General features: G+C 38.6%; 13 protein-coding genes. All 13 read right to left on the bottom strand.

What is annotated here, in order from left to right:
- Positions 1 to 131 precede the first annotated feature (131 nt).
- Positions 132 to 572: a GtrA family protein gene (locus AABI08_RS08140; protein ID WP_242976711.1), complete on the bottom strand. Its 441-nt coding sequence runs from the start codon at positions 570 to 572 to the stop codon at positions 132 to 134.
- Positions 573 to 655: 83 nt separating this feature from the next.
- The gene (locus AABI08_RS08145; protein WP_203617623.1) at positions 656 to 1,549 is read right to left on the bottom strand and encodes a glycosyltransferase family 2 protein; all 894 of its coding nucleotides are present in this window, start codon (positions 1,547 to 1,549) and stop codon (positions 656 to 658) included.
- Positions 1,550 to 1,697: 148 nt separating this feature from the next.
- The gene (locus tag AABI08_RS08150) at positions 1,698 to 3,245 is read right to left on the bottom strand and encodes a glycosyltransferase family 39 protein (RefSeq protein ID WP_338344460.1); all 1,548 of its coding nucleotides are present in this window, start codon (positions 3,243 to 3,245) and stop codon (positions 1,698 to 1,700) included.
- Positions 3,246 to 3,308: 63 nt separating this feature from the next.
- Entirely contained in the window at positions 3,309 to 5,417 is a 2,109-nt protein-coding gene (locus AABI08_RS08155; RefSeq protein WP_338344461.1) for a hypothetical protein, read from the bottom strand.
- Positions 5,418 to 5,431: 14 nt separating this feature from the next.
- Positions 5,432 to 6,373, bottom strand: coding sequence for a glycosyltransferase family 2 protein (locus AABI08_RS08160; protein WP_338344462.1), 942 nt, complete (start codon positions 6,371 to 6,373; stop codon positions 5,432 to 5,434).
- Positions 6,374 to 6,432: 59 nt separating this feature from the next.
- On the bottom strand, positions 6,433 to 7,623 hold the full coding sequence (glf, locus tag AABI08_RS08165) for a UDP-galactopyranose mutase (RefSeq protein WP_338344463.1): 1,191 nt from the start codon (positions 7,621 to 7,623) through the stop codon (positions 6,433 to 6,435).
- On the bottom strand, positions 7,623 to 8,393 hold the full coding sequence (locus tag AABI08_RS08170; protein ID WP_338344464.1) for a DUF4422 domain-containing protein: 771 nt from the start codon (positions 8,391 to 8,393) through the stop codon (positions 7,623 to 7,625). The genes glf and AABI08_RS08170 overlap by 1 nt, the downstream gene beginning before the upstream one ends.
- Positions 8,390 to 9,709, bottom strand: coding sequence for an O-antigen ligase family protein (locus AABI08_RS08175; RefSeq protein WP_338344465.1), 1,320 nt, complete (start codon positions 9,707 to 9,709; stop codon positions 8,390 to 8,392). The genes AABI08_RS08170 and AABI08_RS08175 overlap by 4 nt, the downstream gene beginning before the upstream one ends.
- 83 nt (positions 9,710 to 9,792) lie before the next feature.
- On the bottom strand, positions 9,793 to 10,416 hold the full coding sequence (locus tag AABI08_RS08180) for a YveK family protein (protein WP_338344466.1): 624 nt from the start codon (positions 10,414 to 10,416) through the stop codon (positions 9,793 to 9,795).
- A gap of 32 nt (positions 10,417 to 10,448) precedes the next feature.
- Positions 10,449 to 11,081 carry a sugar transferase gene (locus AABI08_RS08185; protein WP_338344467.1) on the bottom strand — a complete coding sequence of 211 codons (633 nt, stop codon included), beginning with the start codon at positions 11,079 to 11,081 and terminating at the stop codon, positions 10,449 to 10,451.
- A gap of 64 nt (positions 11,082 to 11,145) precedes the next feature.
- The gene (locus tag AABI08_RS08190) at positions 11,146 to 12,588 is read right to left on the bottom strand and encodes a flippase (RefSeq protein WP_338344468.1); all 1,443 of its coding nucleotides are present in this window, start codon (positions 12,586 to 12,588) and stop codon (positions 11,146 to 11,148) included.
- A 33-nt stretch (positions 12,589 to 12,621) separates the two neighbouring features.
- Entirely contained in the window at positions 12,622 to 13,662 is a 1,041-nt protein-coding gene (locus AABI08_RS08195; RefSeq protein ID WP_338344469.1) for an acyltransferase, read from the bottom strand.
- 174 nt (positions 13,663 to 13,836) lie between these two features.
- A partial coding sequence (locus AABI08_RS08200) for a GDSL-type esterase/lipase family protein (protein ID WP_338344470.1) occupies positions 13,837 to 16,141 on the bottom strand: 2,305 nt, incomplete at its 5' end.

A 16,141-nucleotide genomic window follows, 5' to 3' on the forward strand; every position in this document is an offset into this window, starting at 1 on the left:
CTATAGCATTGTTTTTTCCAAAGATAATAAATATTAACTTTGTCTTCTTTTGATAATTTAGACATAGTAAAACCCCGAAATTTGGTTGTCCAAATTTCGGGGTTCATATCATTTTCAATCACTGTGCTTTTTTATTCTTCAATTTTCTTAAAAATATACAGCTTACTCAACACATAATTTGAAATAATCACAAAAATATTTTGAATACCATTCCAAAGCAAATCGTTTTGATGCAAGACCTGAACACCAAACGCTAAAATGAACCACCCGATAACGCCTGTCACAATTCGAGCCAGATAGAATTGCCAAATTTCACGAAACAACCCCTTAGCATCCGTCACCTTCGATTGAAATACCCAAATACGATTAGTGAGGTAAGCAAACAAAACTGCCAAAAACCATGATAAAACATACGATACTGTATATGTCCAATGTAGGTAAGCGGAAAAAATCGAATAGGTGACAACGGAAACTACGAATGTAGCGCCACCAAAGAACAAGTACAGAATAGATTCTCGATATCGATCAAAAATTTTTTTAAAATCAGTTAACACAGTCATTTCCTCAATCATTACTTTCTATTATTAAATCATCAAAAAATAAAGTTAATATAAAAGAACCGTCTAACAATAAAACGGTTCATTACGAATATCATTTATTTCTTATTAGCAAATTCAATGGTTGGGTTAAAGGTCTTACCGGCCTTCATTCCCTTTTTCATGACCGCCAACTTTTCAGCCTTACGCTCCGTATGAGACAACTTAATCTGCCAATATTCGGCTAATGTACGCAACCGAGCGCGATTCTTTCGATACCAGTCACGCTTACGGATGTAATAGCCTTTATTGCGATATGAATAGAAATAACGTGGTGTCCGTGCCGGGCCATCATTTAATAAACTTGACCCAACATTGGCACCCATTTTATGAGTTACCTTTGCGGATGGTACAAAGTAACCAGGAGCAACACGACCTGCGCGTTCCGTATACTCGATATCATCACCCCAGATGAAGAAGTCAGTAATAGGCAAGCCAATTTCTGCAACAACTGCGCGACGTACCAGTAAAGAAACAAACGTTGCATTCTGCAATTGAACAGGTTCAACCTGGTCTTCTGGAATGACCTTTAAACGGTTCATTGGTGCTGGTTGGTTCATCTTGGCACGGTGACCATCAGTCCAACGAACATCTGAAGCCAAAAAGCCAAAATTAGGTTCTTGATCAGCAAAGGCCAATAAGTTTTGTAGTGTATCAGGGTGAACAACAGTATCGTCATCCATTACCCAAACAAAGTCATCATCCGTCTTTTCCATAAAATGACGAATACCGCGATTAAAACCACCGGCACCACCAAGGTTTTCCTCTAGACGAACATAATCAATTTGATCACCTAATGATTCCAAATATTCCTTTGTATCATTTTCACTAGCATTATCAACAATGATAATGTGGCTTACGGGAACAATTTGTTTTTGTAAACTATCAATTACTTCTTTCAACAATGCAAGTCGGTTGTAAGTAACAACGACTGCTGAAACATTTTGAGCCATGATTTTTCCTTAGTACAATAGATTTCCATTAAAAATTATATCATAGCTAGTTCTCGTGATGAATTAAATTTCACTAAGAGGCTACCTATAACGCTAAAAACAGTTTTCAAATTAATTTTAATTAGAGCATCAATTGAACCTATCGATACTAGCCTTGCTTATTCCTTCGAATCTGGGCAACATAGTTTATTCCCCTTTGCATCCCTAAACTAGCTAGTAGGAATAGAACAGGCAAAAATTGAATTAAGTATCGTGTTCGACCGCCCTCAAAAATTAGCAAAAAGGCAAAGAAGCCAACTGCACTGATTTTAAGGAACAGTCCCCAGAGTGATTGATCAAAAATACTGCCCAATATCAAAACAAGGGCTATAATCCAAAAAATTTGTTGAACGGTCCTAAAATCGAACTTTCCTTCCGTTGCAATGCCATTCTTTTCCAAGAAATAACGCCTTGGGAAAGTTTTTTCTAGTTGCTCATTGTTTGGATGAAATGCCTTTAAGTAATACACTTCATGACCCCATGCCATTGAGCCGTCAGCAGAATTTTTAATTTGCTTATGAATTAAAAACTTTTCATAGCCAAGAATGCCACCCTGGTTAATAAAACGTTCCTTAATCAATCGCAATGAAGCTTTGTTTCGTGCTTCTGGATCCTTAATATTAGCTGAATTAAACATGTCGGTGACATTATAATCACCATCACCAGTAATCCCCATCGCCGCGAAATGCGACATTGGCAGTGCTTGCCGTGTATCAACCTTAACAATGCCATTATGGTGATACAAATACTCTTTCATCAAAACAGAGCCAATAGCTAAAAAGGCAATTGAAATCGCAAGCATTATACCGGCAGATTTAAGTTTGATTTGCCCATTCCTTGTTACTATTAAAAGGACAAAAACGAATAAGACGGCAATCAACAGAACCATTAATGATGGCTTTAGTAAATATGACAGTAGTAACTCAAAGCCCAATAAAAATCCAAAGAGATAGAATCGCTTCTTTTGCTGAAAGTCAATTGCCCGGACTACGGTATACAATATGGCAGCTGTTAAGAAAAACGATAAAGTATCAGAATACGGAATAACAAAAAACGGAACACACGTAAACAGCACAAGGGTGAGCACGAAGGTTAACTTTGCCACCAGTGGACTGGTAAATTTTTTGGCTAATTTCCAAATTAAATACGTACCAAAATCGACAATCGCAACGTTAGCGATATTCAGTGCATACATAAAATGTTCAAACGATGGGCGCCCTAATAAGTGGAAATAAATACTTTCGAGCTTAAGCAACATCGTGTTATTAGGATTAACCGACAAGTAATTTGGCCAGGGCCATCCTAATTTGGCCGTTGTCGCCCGTTGAACTAAAAACATCCAATCCCAGGTACTGGTCCCTGACAATAGGAACACACATACTAATTGCCACAATAGAACGAGCGCAATAATGACGACCCAAGTTATTTTATGTGAAAATATGGCCTTACAGAAATTGACACTTTTTTCCCAAATATTATAGAAAAAATGGCGCAAAATCAGTAGCAAAATTATCAGTAGGATTAAGAAATTAACTGACTTTACAAAGCTTAAACTAACCCCATTAATATTTTCAGGCAATAGCGCGATTGCGCCTACCAGGCTAATAGCAATTAAAACGGAAAAAATGATATTGATAAATGTTTTTGTTATTTTCATAATTTAATTATATATTACTAATAAAAACCGTGTTGAAAAATTCACAACACGGTTTTTAAAATGTTAATTAATCCGTTGACGCCGCTTGATTGCTAACGCAATCAAAAGCAAAGCAACGAAAATTAAGTGTAAGAAGATATAAACATATCGGTTAATCCAAGTAGTATCATGATGATCAGTAAAGCTAAAGATTGCATTTAATCCCTTAACATTTTTCTGATTCATTTTGACACTTGGTCCCTGTAGATTAGTCGTTTCCAAATTTTGAAGGACATCTGTTTTAACCGGATAAGTGCTAATATTTTCAATTTTCAAACGATAGTTACCAACTGGATATTGACCAGGATAACTACTCCAGGACTGCTTTAAGTTTAAGGTCCAAGATTGGTGCTGATCTGTTCGAATCAATGTAACTCTCAATTGATCAAGTTGTTCTTTACTTAACTTTGAAAAATCGATATTCAAATTATTAGATGGACTTTTTAGATTAAAGGTTCCTGTCTCAACAGTTGTTTTTCCAGGAATAGAAACAAGTTCATCACCATTTTCCGTATACAGAGCAAATCCGGAATTATAAACAAAACCGTCACGACCAACCTTGTCATTGGCGCGCGAGAATGAAACGAGAAAACTAGCCATGAGCAAGACCAGACTTAATAATACGAATTTATTAGTAACCAGTTGAACTGTTTCCTGCCGCTTTTTAAGTAATCCAAACAGCAGTTGCATGCCAATTGCTGCTAACAGCAAAAGGAATGGCAACATTGGTAAAGCATAACGGTCACGGACTTCCCATAGTAAAATATGGAAAGTAAAAATACCTACGATACTAAAAGCAGAAAAAATCGTTAAATTCAAAATTCTGGGATCAATCGTTTTTCTGTTTTTCAAAACATTGATAACGGCCAACATTGCTAAAGCTAATAATAAGATATAAATTGGTTGGAATAAATTACCGATAAACTCTAAAAATGGTGTTGATTCCCACTCATATTTCAACAATGGTCGATTTATCTGTAATCCGCCCATATCTTCATTTGAATAGGCCAATGAGAACATAAATGCAATTTTTTTGATTGCATGCTTTGGTACTCCCAAAACACCCAATTCTTTAATGCGATGCTTTAATTCATCTGTGATGAGTTTTGCACGTTCCTTTTTAGGGAAGTTACTATACAAGAATGAATCAGGGCCGTCAATTTGACCTGCCGTATGTGGATTCCACGACATGTTCACGTAGCGAACAGAAGGGGTGACCATTGTTGGCTTCGATTGAAAACCTTCAACCTTTTGAAAATGATGAAACGATACTGTTCCCAAAAGTGAAAAGAACACACCAAGAATGATTAAGCCACTTTTTAATTTAAAATTGAATTGCTTACTAAATAAAATCGTCAATAATAACGCAATTAAAATAATGACCGAATTTTGCCGGATAGTCACTGCTATCCCAAGCATCAACATCAAGGCCGTGCCGTGAAGCCACTTTTGTTTAGAAGACTCATTCGATAGCAATCGAATCAAACTGCCAATAACACCCATCATTAATGCGATTGCCACTACATCATTATAAGGAAAGACTGCATACATGAACCAAGGAATATAAAATAGCGCAATAAACATAAAAATTGTGCTTAATACACGATTTACTAATCTAAGCGAACGGCTTAGATAGATAATTCCTAAGTCAAGCATTAACATCTGAATCCATGGCAATATTGGTGCATAATGCGTAACACCAAGCCAGTGGAACGGTGTTAGCAAGTAGCTCCACCACAACGTAACGTTGACGTTATTCGGATAGGTATAAAAGTAGTTATACCACTGATGGTTGCCTTCAATTAAGCGGGCAGCCATTGTCGTAACGTAGCCCGTATCCGTATAAACTGGACGTACAAATGTCAATAAAAAGACCAATTGGGCAAGTATAGCCAAGACCAAGAAAATAATATAATAAATTTTTCTTTGCTTAACACTGACCTTTTGAGCTACATAAAAGCCAAAAAACAAAATAGCTAAGCTCGCTCCGAGACGATAAAACCCACTTAAAAAACCACCGGTACTACCATCTACTAAATTGAGTGGATATAGAAAAATTGCACTCGCTGTAATTAGTGCAATCGCAATTAATGCAAACGATAGTATAAGATTATGAACGCTTAACTTACGCATAGTTACCCTTAACTTTATTTTTCTTCTTTGGCAATATAAATTGGCCGGTTCTTTGTTTCCATAAAGATGGCTGCAATATAACGGCCGATAATACCAAGGCTTAACATTTGAATGCCACCAATGAAGAGGATAATAGTTACCATCGATGGCCAGCCAGCAACAGAGCTATTTGAAATCAAAGCTCGAATGACAATAAAGATTCCCGCTACGATTGAAGCACCAAAGGACAGTAAGCCTAGAAAGGTCACGATTGTCAATGGCATCGTTGAAAAAGAAACAATCCCTTCGATAGCATATTTTGTTAGCTTCCAAAATGACCAAGAAGTCGTTCCAGCAACGCGCTCTCGATTTTCATATGGAATGTACTTTGTTCTAAAGCCAACCCAGGTAAAAATTCCCTTTGAAAAACGCTGATTTTCAGACAGCGACAGGATGGCATTGACCATTTGTCTGGTCATTACTCGATAATCACGAGCACCATCGACCAAGTGAGTCTGCGAAATTTTATTCATCCACTTATAGAACTGTGCGGAGAACCATGACCGCAATTTGGCCTCACCCTTACGATCGGCACGACGAGTACCGACAGCATCGTATTCCCCACTTTGAACCTCTGACAGCATCTGTGGTAGTAACTCAGGCGGATCCTGGAGGTCAACATCCATTACCGCAACATAGTCACCCTTTGCCTGTTGCAGGCCTGCGTAAAGTCCTGCCTCTTTACCAAAATTACGCGAAAAAGAAACATAGTGAACATCGCTATCCCGATTAACCAAATCACGTAAAATCGGCAATGTTTTATCGGTTGAACCATCGTCAATAAAATGAAAATCAATCGTTGCTCCAACTTCTGGCTTAATTTTTTGAATGGCATCGTAAAAAATTTGAATTGTATCTTCTTCGTTATGAACCGGCACAATAAGTGATAATACCGTCGGTTGGTCCTTGATGTCCATCGTGCTCTCCCTTTTAAAACAAATATGTATGGTTGCCAAAACTAAAGCAACCTCTTTTTTTACTTTACTTCATCGTGCGCAAAGTTAAAGTCATCTGCCACACCAAATTCTTGGCGAACAGTGTTAAAGGCATCATTGAATACCTGATCCATATCGAAGTAGCGATACTTACCCAAACGGCCACCAAACAATACTTCAGGGGCTTCTTCACGAGCAGCCTTCACGTATTGCTTGTACAATTCAGTGTTCTTGTCATCGTTAACTGGGTAGTAAGCTTCCTTCGTACGATCCCAGTCTTGTGGATATTCACGCGTAATGATTGTCTTACCTTCGTCTGCCAAGCCATCAAAGTGACGCCATTCCATTTGACGCGTATATGGTGTTTCAGCATCCGTATAGTTAATAACAGCATTTCCTTGATAGTTATCGGAGTCAATCGTTTCGCTTTCAAAGCGCAATGAACGGTATTCCAATTCACCAAACTTGTAGTCGAAGAACTGATCAATCATTCCCGTGTAAAGAACGCGTGGGAATTCTGCCATAAATTCATCCTTGTGATCGAAGAAATCAGTATCAGTCAAAACATCAATTAAGCCGTTTGAACGTTCAACCATGTTCTCAAAAATTTGAGTATAACCGCCAACAGGAATTCCTTGGTAACGGTGGTTAAAGTAATTGTTATCGTAAATAAAACGAACTGGCAAACGCTTGATAATGAATGCTGGCAATTCAGTTGCCTTACGGCCCCACTGCTTTTCGGTATAACCTTTAATCAAAGCTTGGTAAATGTCTGTTCCAATCAATGAAATAGCTTGTTCTTCCAAGTTACGTGGTTGACGATCGCCCAATTCCTTCAAAGCAGCAGACTTTTGTTCTTCAATCTTAGCCTTAGCTTCGTCAGGTGTCTTTGTTCCCCACATCTGATAGAACGTATTCATGTTAAATGGCAAGTTAAAGAGCTTACCGTTATAGTTGGCAACAACTTGGTTTTGGAAGTTGTTAAATTCCGCAAAATTCTGCACGTAATCCCAAACTTCCTTGTTATCAGTGTGGAAGATGTGGGCACCAAAATCATGAACAGTGATGCCGTTTTCAACGTGCGTATGCGTGTTTCCACCAATAAATGAACGCTTTTCAACAACTAAAGAACGCTTGCCACGCTTTGCTGCTTCATAAGCGAAAGTCATCCCGAAGGGACCAGCACCAACGATTAAATAATCATAATTCTTTGTATTAAACTTATTTGCCATTAGAAATGTACCTTTTTCTTAGAATTTGGAAGAAACTTCCGTTTCAAAAACTGCGTGCCCTTATCAAGCCAATTTGTCTTTTCAAGGCTAATCACGGGAACTTCCGTAAAAGAATAGTCCCGAGTATTCAGCCAAGTATCCATTAGCCGTTCTGACAAGAAACCAAAAACGCGGGCATCTTGACCATGCAAAGTGGACAAGTCCACTTTCTCTTGCACTTTTCCCAAAACACCAAAAACAAACTTTGCATAATCATCAAAAGCTTCTTTTTTCATGATAAACATGTTGAATAGGTGAGCCTTTGTCGATTGCTCCATCCGTTGGAATCCCGGATAGAAGTCTGCGTAATCCTCTTGAATTACCTTTTCCATTATCTCATAGGGCTCATTTGCATGAGCGTGAAGATAATGATTACGCTGATTTTCAATGTAGTAATTTCGCTCTTTGGGTAAAATCACATCATGCTGGCGCAACAAGTTTTCAATGTCATTTTGATTTAGTCGTTTAGCATAGTCATGTCCACCCTTTTGACCAAGATAACGGCGGTAGTGAACCAAACCAACTGCATCTTCTTGAGAATTTTTCCACATCCAATAAATACCCGTTAGTTCATTGAAATTCGGATTTTTAGTCGAAATGTTTTCGCCTTGATCATCGCGTTGATAATCAGTTGGAATTTCATCTCTCAAAGATGAACCGACCATCAATGGTTGATAAAGGCTATCCTGAGGCATTTCATATGGTTTGTGTGTTGCAATATAGACTTTCATTGCTGGAGCTCCTCCTCCAAACGAATAATGTGTTTCCGATAAAAGAAGAACATCAACAAATAAGGCCACAGAAAGACCTGAATAACAAAAATGGATGAAAAAGCTGCCAAAACAACCATGGTGATGAACGAAATAATTAATCCGCGGTGCCAAGCCATTTGTTCTTCATTCAAATTCAACTGTGATAGTCGATACTTCACCAAAAAAGTTCGAGCTAACAAGCGGAATAACAACCAGATGGCTGGAATCATAATGATGAGTCCAAAAGAGGCAAACCATCCCAGAAAATCAGAAAGATTCGGGTAACCAAACTGTGAATAAACATGTTGGAACTCGAAATTATCTGTCGTTGACAATGGCACATTCTGAAGTATGAAGTATGACGTAAATCCATAACCAACACCAAAAATTGGATGGGTTAAGAATGTTAATGCCAAGGCAATCGTACCGCCAAGTCGGTTATCCGTTCCCTGCTTAGCAAAGAGGAACTGATTTAACGTATTGTGAATGACGCCAACTTTTAAATAGGCAACTGCTAGCAAAACAACACCAATCACGGCTAACCAAACTAAGGTCCAACGGAGCTTTTTGTTCGCCCAAAATGCCCACAAAAGGTAAGCAATCCCTGCAGTTAAAATTCCAGTAGTTGTTTTAGCTAAAAAGAGAATCATAATGATAACAAAGGCAAAAACAACATTTAAAAATTGATCTGTTCCCTTTTTCTTTGTCCATGACCAAAATTTTTGACCCGTTGCTGTTAATCCAATCAAAATTGGTAAATAAACAACACCAAGTAGGTTAGCCAAGAAGGCCGCTTCCGGTTCGAAACCGTTTACTCGGCCTTCCGTCGTAACGTAAGAACCGTTAGCATAAAAATTATAATTAGCATGCATTCGCCAATGACGCTCAAAAAGATGAGCAATCTCATTAACGTAATGATGAAAAAAGGAAAGGTTAAAGGTGACCGTAATTTGCGGAAAAACCGTTAATAACAAATAAAAAATCAAACCAATCAAGCCTGATTTTAAAAATGCTCGCTCATCTCGCTCAGTAATAATCGTCAGCTGAATGACTGCCCAAGCAACATATACCGTCACTGTCCAGCCTGCAAGAATAATACCCGAGTGAATGATTCCGGTCGTTAAAATTGTCTCACCAGTTTTACCATACGACCAGGCCATCACAAGTAACTGAACTATCCAAAAAAAGCCAGTTAAGTAGATTGCCATTTTTGAAGGAACAATTGACTTTAACCGGTTGGGATACCGATATAGCTGCAACAAGATAATCACCAGAAAGACTGGAAAGGCTACCATAGTGACTGTTTCAGCTAACGAATTCGTATAATTTTTAGAAAAAAATGTAATTGGTAAGAGAAAATTAACCATAATTCCTCAAATTATCCTTGTTTCTTTGCTTCATGATAATTCTTACGAATACCTGACACCAAAATGACAAATACAGAAAGTACTAGTCCGAAAACAGCACCGAAAACAGTCAACTTCTTTGCATTCTTTAATGCTGACCGGGTAACATCAGAACCCGTTGCCTTTGACAACACATCAGGTTTCCCCATATCAGGGTAAAGAGTTGGTCCAACATTAGCAAAAGTTTCAGCGTAAACATTTGCTAATGTTTTTGCACGATAGGTGTTTTCTCCTGATGCTTGAAATGAAAGAGCCACAGTGTCTGTAGGATTTTGAACATTCACTGCAGATGAAATATCACTCTTACTCATTTTAAAGGGCAACGCCTTTTGAACAGCAGTCACGATAGCATCATCCTGGGCGACTTTTTGATAAGTCGGGACCAACGCTTTATCCGCCTGAACACGTGAACTTGGGTCACGAACATCTGTATTGGTCTTAGCAATCAATACCATTCGACTAGCTGAAAAATTAGTAATTACTTTACCGGATTTTGCGTAAGCAAATCCTGCGCCGGCAAAAAGAATGACACATAATACAATCAACCAAGCAAAATGCCAAAAGCGTTTAGCCAAGTCAGTTAATGAAAATTCCATTTTTTCTTCTCCTCAATTAAAAAGGGATAATTTTAAAAGGCGCCATCACCCTTGAAGATAGCGATGACTGTTTGAAACATAATTTTAAAATCCAAGCCTAAATTTGCTCGATCAACATAATCAAGCTCAATTTCTGCCCGCTCCGGATACCCAATATTTGATCGTCCAGAAGCTTGCCATAGGCCAAAAACACCCGGTTTTACAGACAAAAATTTTTGAATTCGTTTTTCGTCGCCATATTCAACCAATTCACTTTCAACCACAGGCCGTGGCCCAATGATTGACATATTCCCAATTAAAGTATTCCAGAATTGTGGCAACTCATCGAGTGACGTTTTGCGCAAAATTGCCCCAATTTTTGTAATTCGGGGGTCCTCTTTAGTTGGCAATTTATAACCGTTATCAACAAATTTTTGATATAACTGGTCGTCTGATTTAAGAATCTGATCAGCATTGTCAACCATGGACTGGAACTTATAAATTTTAAAATGCTTACCACCTTGACCGACACGGTCTTGGGCATAAAACACATGACTTGTTCCCTTGCTAAACTTAATAATCACTGCAATCACCAAAAAAATTGGCGAAAAAACAATTAAAGCCACAAAGGAAACAACAATATCTAAAATTCGTTTGGGAAGGCGATAAAACAGGAACTGTTTCAAAACCCCATCCTCCAATGTTTAAAATTTAGTGCACAACAATACTTATTATACCAGAATCGCCCTATTAGCGGAAGGAACGCCAATTCAATAACCGCTTTAAAATAGGTGCTCGCAGAATAATAAGTACTAACAAATAAACAAAACCACCAATAACTGCTTCAATTAATGTACTTTTAATACCAATACCATGACTGTCAACAAAGTATAGCACCGCAAAATACATCGCCAATCCGGCCAACAGATAGCGCCATAGTCCAACAAAATGAGCCCGCACTTTCATATCGTGTCGTGTCACAAATAGTTGATAAGCGATAACGGCAAATTCTGAAATAGCAGTCGCTAATGCCGCCCCCTCAACACCCCAAATAAAAATCAGGAAGAAATTCAGGAAAACATTTAAAACAGCACCAAAGGTCACTGACCAAGTATAATCACTCAGGCGTTTCGTAGGAATTAAGAATTGATTACCGATAACATTTGACCAACCAATGAAAACGATGATCGGTGTCAATAAAACAAGGGCTGATCCAACGTCACCCCATGATTTCCCCAAAAACCAGAGCATTGCTGTCGGCCCAACCGCTGCAATTCCAAAGGCCAATGGAACGGCGATTGCTGAGACGAAATCCATCGAAGCATGAATCGCCTTTTTCATTTTGGCATGTTCCCCCGCCGCATAGTGTGCCGACATGCGCGGTAACATGACCATTCCAACGGAAGTGACTAGGGCTAAGCAGACCTTAATAATTTTATCAGCATTGTCATAAATTCCAGACGATGCAGTAGCACCAGTGATAAATGGCAACATTGTCTTATTAAGCTGCAAATAAATTTGGGTAGCAATCGTTGGCAAGAACATCATAAAGACTGGATGCCAATGTGATTTCAAATCAAGCTCTTTCAATTTTGGCCAACGGAACTTTCCAATCAAATAGAACCACATCGAAAGATTCCCAAAAACCTGTGACAATGCTAGCAGCAAAATATAAGCACCGATATCGGTTGGCTTTTTTACCAAAACAAAAATCAAGACAGTCATCGCTAACTTAATCATCATGTTTCGTAAAACAGTTTTTTTGAAATCTTCCAGGCCAATAAAGTACCAAGAAATATCAAAAATACCGGAGAAAATCACCCAAATTTGATACCAAAGAAACAACTCGTTTTGATGAATACGATGATTAAAAGCACCACCCACATAAATAAAAGCCACATAAAGAGCTAATGCTACAATTCCAGCGATAAAATGGATAGTTTGAATTTCCCAGAATTTCTTTTGTCTGAGTGATTCATTTTCATGAACATAAGCAATTTCACGCGAACCATACGTAACAATACCCAAACTGGCAATCAGTAAAAAGTATGTGACCAATGAATTCGTCCACGAAGCGATTCCAACCCCATTTTTACCAAGCACACGAGCCAAATAAGGCAAGGTAATAATTGGGGCAATAATATTAAGCAACTGGTAGGCCGCATTATAGAGATAATTTTTTGCAACTTGCATGAGCTAAAAAACTCGCTTTCAAAACTAACTGTCTTAAACAGTTCGACGGAGATATGGGATTTTTTGAATAGCCTTCACCAAAAGTGTAACTACTAACCAAACAATAACAGGCATTACTAACAGATGCCAAAAGGAATTTTGTGCTAAATGATATTGTACTTCAAGCGTCTCAACAAAGAAGTAATGAAGAACATAGACCCCCAATGATGCTGAAGATCCAGCCCGTAACCAGTTTTGAACCTTTGGACTAGGCGTCCATTGACTGAAATGATGTTGAAAAAAGACAAAGACAGTAGCCGACCAAGTCATTCCGAGAATACCCCAAATACTATATGTCTGTCGTTGAAAACTTCCAAAATGTTTTGACAACACTAGAGCCAATCCAATCATCATCAAAACAGATGAAACTCCTGCCAAATATAGTAAATGCCGTTGCCTGTCAGCCAGAGGATAATGATGGAGGTACCAACCTAAAACAAAGATACCAACCGAACCGGCAACACCGACACTGATTCCTCCAGAAAAAGAGGAGTCAGCCTGATTTCGCAACTGGTAATAATAACCAATAAAGCCAACGACAATAATATTTAAAATCAGCAAATACTGAACAAGCGCCTTCTGGTTAATGGTTACAATTTTACTCAAAAGAGGCGCTGATAAATAGAAGCCAATAATAATATAAAAATACCAAAAAATTGGCTGAACGGTCCCGTGCATAAAGCCATTCAATAATCGTGCGTATGTATTAACACTCAGCCATGAATAGTGGTTGTATTGAACGTTATTATAAATGAACCAAATGATTGTCCAAAAAACAAATGGAATAGCTACACGCCGGAAACGCTTTTTAAAAAAAGTACGTGTGTCTTCACGCTCTCGATAATCCAAAATATTAGCACCAGAAATCATAAAAAACAACGGTACAGCAAAAATAAAGAAAACTTGAATAAAAACACTTAAATACCAACGGCCACCGCCATTATTCGTAAATGCAAAAGATGACCCATGCAACATTACCACCGCAAAAGTGGCTAAAATGTTTAAAAGGTCCATATAGAAATAACGTTTTTTCATTAGTTGATCCTTACCACATCACATTATTCAAGGCCAATATTAAGTCAAACCTAAAATTCACCAATACTACCATTTTACCTCATTTCGCCATAAAGCAAAGAAAAAGCTCTTCGAAAAATAAATTTCAAAGAACTTTTCATCATTTTGTTATGGAAGTCATGAGAATCACTCAATTTATCCGCGTAAGAAATATGTGCCATTGTTACCAAAATTATAACTGTGTCCGTCAATGGTTTGAATGCCCTGAACAGCGCGACCGCTAGCATCTGTCCAGTAAGTCAATCCCCAAGCAGTCCGCCAACCTTCATTTTGGCGAACGCCATTAACAAACCAGTAATAAGTCCCCATGTAGTAGCGGAATCCGGTGTAAAGCTGACCGTTTTCATACCAACGATAGCCACCGTTGGCTGCTGAACCATCATAATCATATCCTGACCATGGTTGCAAAACGCCACTTTCATCAGCCCTATACTCTTGGTTTCCTAAAGTAATCATTTGGCTTTTACGAGCAAAGTATGTGCCATCATCACCAAAATAATACTGCTTGCCATCAATGGTTTGTAGGCCCTGAACAGCACGACCATTAGCATCCGTCCAATAAGTCATACCCCAAGCAGTTCGCCAGCCTTCATTTTGGCGTACACCATCAATAAACCAATAGTACGTACCCATATAGAAGCGAAAACCTGTATAAAGTTGACCATTTTCATACCAACGATAACCCCCATTATCAGAAGACCCATCGTAATAATAGCCCGACCATGGTTGCAAAACGCCATTTTCATCGGCCTTATATTGTTGGTTCCCTATCGTAATCATTTGGTTTTCACGAGCATAGTACGTGCCATCGTCACCAAAATAGTATTGCTTGCCGTTGATAGTCTGCAAGCCCTGAACAGCACGCCCATTAGCGTCCGTCCAATAAGTCATTCCCCAAGCATTACGCCAACCTTCGTTTTGACGAACACCATCAATAAACCAATAGTACGTACCCATATAGAAACGGAAGCCTGTGTAGAGCTGACCATTTTCATACCAACGATAACCACCGTTGTACTCTGAGCCATCATACAAATAACCAGTTCCAGTCATTACGACATTCACAATTCCTCGATCATCGGCAGAATAATTTAAGCCATTCACGGAAAACGTTTTATTCATTCTTAAGGTAAATGAGCCATCATTACCGAAATAATAAAGATTACCATCAATCGTTTGGAAACCTTGAACTGATCGGCCATCACTGCCGACATAGTACGTATTTCCCCATGCTTGATGCCAAGCATTCGCATCACGGACTCCATTGTTAAACCAATAATAGGCGCCATAGTAATTTTGGAAGCCGGTATAAACCTGGCCGTTTTCTAGCCACTCATACCCTGCCAAAGTATTATAATAGCCACTCACCGTTCCTAAGGAATAATTTTGATAGTTGGCTTGGTATGTGTTATTTGGATTGGCTTGCATGGCTTGTGCAATTTTAGTTCCAATCGCTTGGTAAGTTGCGTTTGTTGGATGAACACCATCTGGTAGTGTCGTTGCATGATTTTCATCTGTAACGACACCAGCGTTAATAACAGTAATACCCCAATTATTACCAACTTGCGTTAAAGCAGCACGAAGTTGATTCATTGAGAAACCACCAGGCCCAATCGTATCGTTATTCTTACCGTTCAAGTAGTCCCCTTGGGGAAGTAAAATATAAATACGAATGTTAGGGTTAGCCTCGTGCAAACGACGAATACTATCTTGGTAAGTTTGAATAATCGTATTCAGCGGACTCGTTCCACCGTAATTAATGTCATTGACACCCATACCGATGACAATATCAGTGGCCGTACTGTAAGCTGCTGATTTAATCGCCTCATCTGTCATCCATGACATATCATTACCGATTTGTGTTCCAGAATGAGCAGAAGTATTTAAGTACAACTTATCTAAATCTTGGGCTGCATAACTATCATAGGATTGACTACCATCATTGTACGAGTTCCAACCAACGGTTGTTGAATCGCCAAATCCCCAAATAATACCGTTTTTCGGAGTTAACCGACCGCTATTATCCGCATGGTAAGTAACATTATTAATTTTCATATCAAAATTAACTTGTAACTGGTAACTTTGACTGTCACCAAAGAAATACTGACTACCACTAATACTTTGTAAGCCAGAAACTGCTTGCCCATCTGCACCAAAATAATATGTGCTTCCCTGGCTCACAACCCAAGTATTTTTTTGCAAGAGACCATTTTGATAATCAATCAGCCCTTGGGCATTGGAAAAAATACCGTTTTTTAATGACAAAGAACCATCACTAGCGGACGTATAGGTTGTGTCAGCAAAAGTGATATCCATGTTTTTACGAACCGTGTATGTTTGGTCATCACCGAAGTAATATTGCTTACCGTCGATTGTTTGCAAACCGGATACGGCTTGGCCATCTGCACCAAAATAATAAGTGTTGGTTTGATCCCAAGCA

It is taken from the genome of Fructobacillus evanidus (assembly GCF_963580165.1).
Lineage (GTDB): Bacteria > Bacillota > Bacilli > Lactobacillales > Lactobacillaceae > Fructobacillus > Fructobacillus evanidus.

Coding starts and splice junctions, on each gene's coding strand:
- AABI08_RS08170 (WP_338344464.1), bottom strand. CDS start 8,393: ATGAAAGTCTATATTGCAACACACAAACCATATGAAATGCCTCAGGAT.
- AABI08_RS08195 (WP_338344469.1), bottom strand. CDS start 13,662: ATGAAAAAACGTTATTTCTATATGGACCTTTTAAACATTTTAGCCACT.
- AABI08_RS08155 (WP_338344461.1), bottom strand. CDS start 5,417: ATGCGTAAGTTAAGCGTTCATAATCTTATACTATCGTTTGCATTAATT.
- AABI08_RS08150 (WP_338344460.1), bottom strand. CDS start 3,245: ATGAAAATAACAAAAACATTTATCAATATCATTTTTTCCGTTTTAATT.
- glf (WP_338344463.1), bottom strand. CDS start 7,623: ATGGCAAATAAGTTTAATACAAAGAATTATGATTATTTAATCGTTGGT.
- AABI08_RS08140 (WP_242976711.1), bottom strand. CDS start 572: ATGATTGAGGAAATGACTGTGTTAACTGATTTTAAAAAAATTTTTGAT.
- AABI08_RS08180 (WP_338344466.1), bottom strand. CDS start 10,416: ATGGAATTTTCATTAACTGACTTGGCTAAACGCTTTTGGCATTTTGCT.
- AABI08_RS08190 (WP_338344468.1), bottom strand. CDS start 12,588: ATGCAAGTTGCAAAAAATTATCTCTATAATGCGGCCTACCAGTTGCTT.
- AABI08_RS08175 (WP_338344465.1), bottom strand. CDS start 9,709: ATGGTAGCCTTTCCAGTCTTTCTGGTGATTATCTTGTTGCAGCTATAT.
- AABI08_RS08160 (WP_338344462.1), bottom strand. CDS start 6,373: ATGGACATCAAGGACCAACCGACGGTATTATCACTTATTGTGCCGGTT.
- AABI08_RS08145 (WP_203617623.1), bottom strand. CDS start 1,549: ATGGCTCAAAATGTTTCAGCAGTCGTTGTTACTTACAACCGACTTGCA.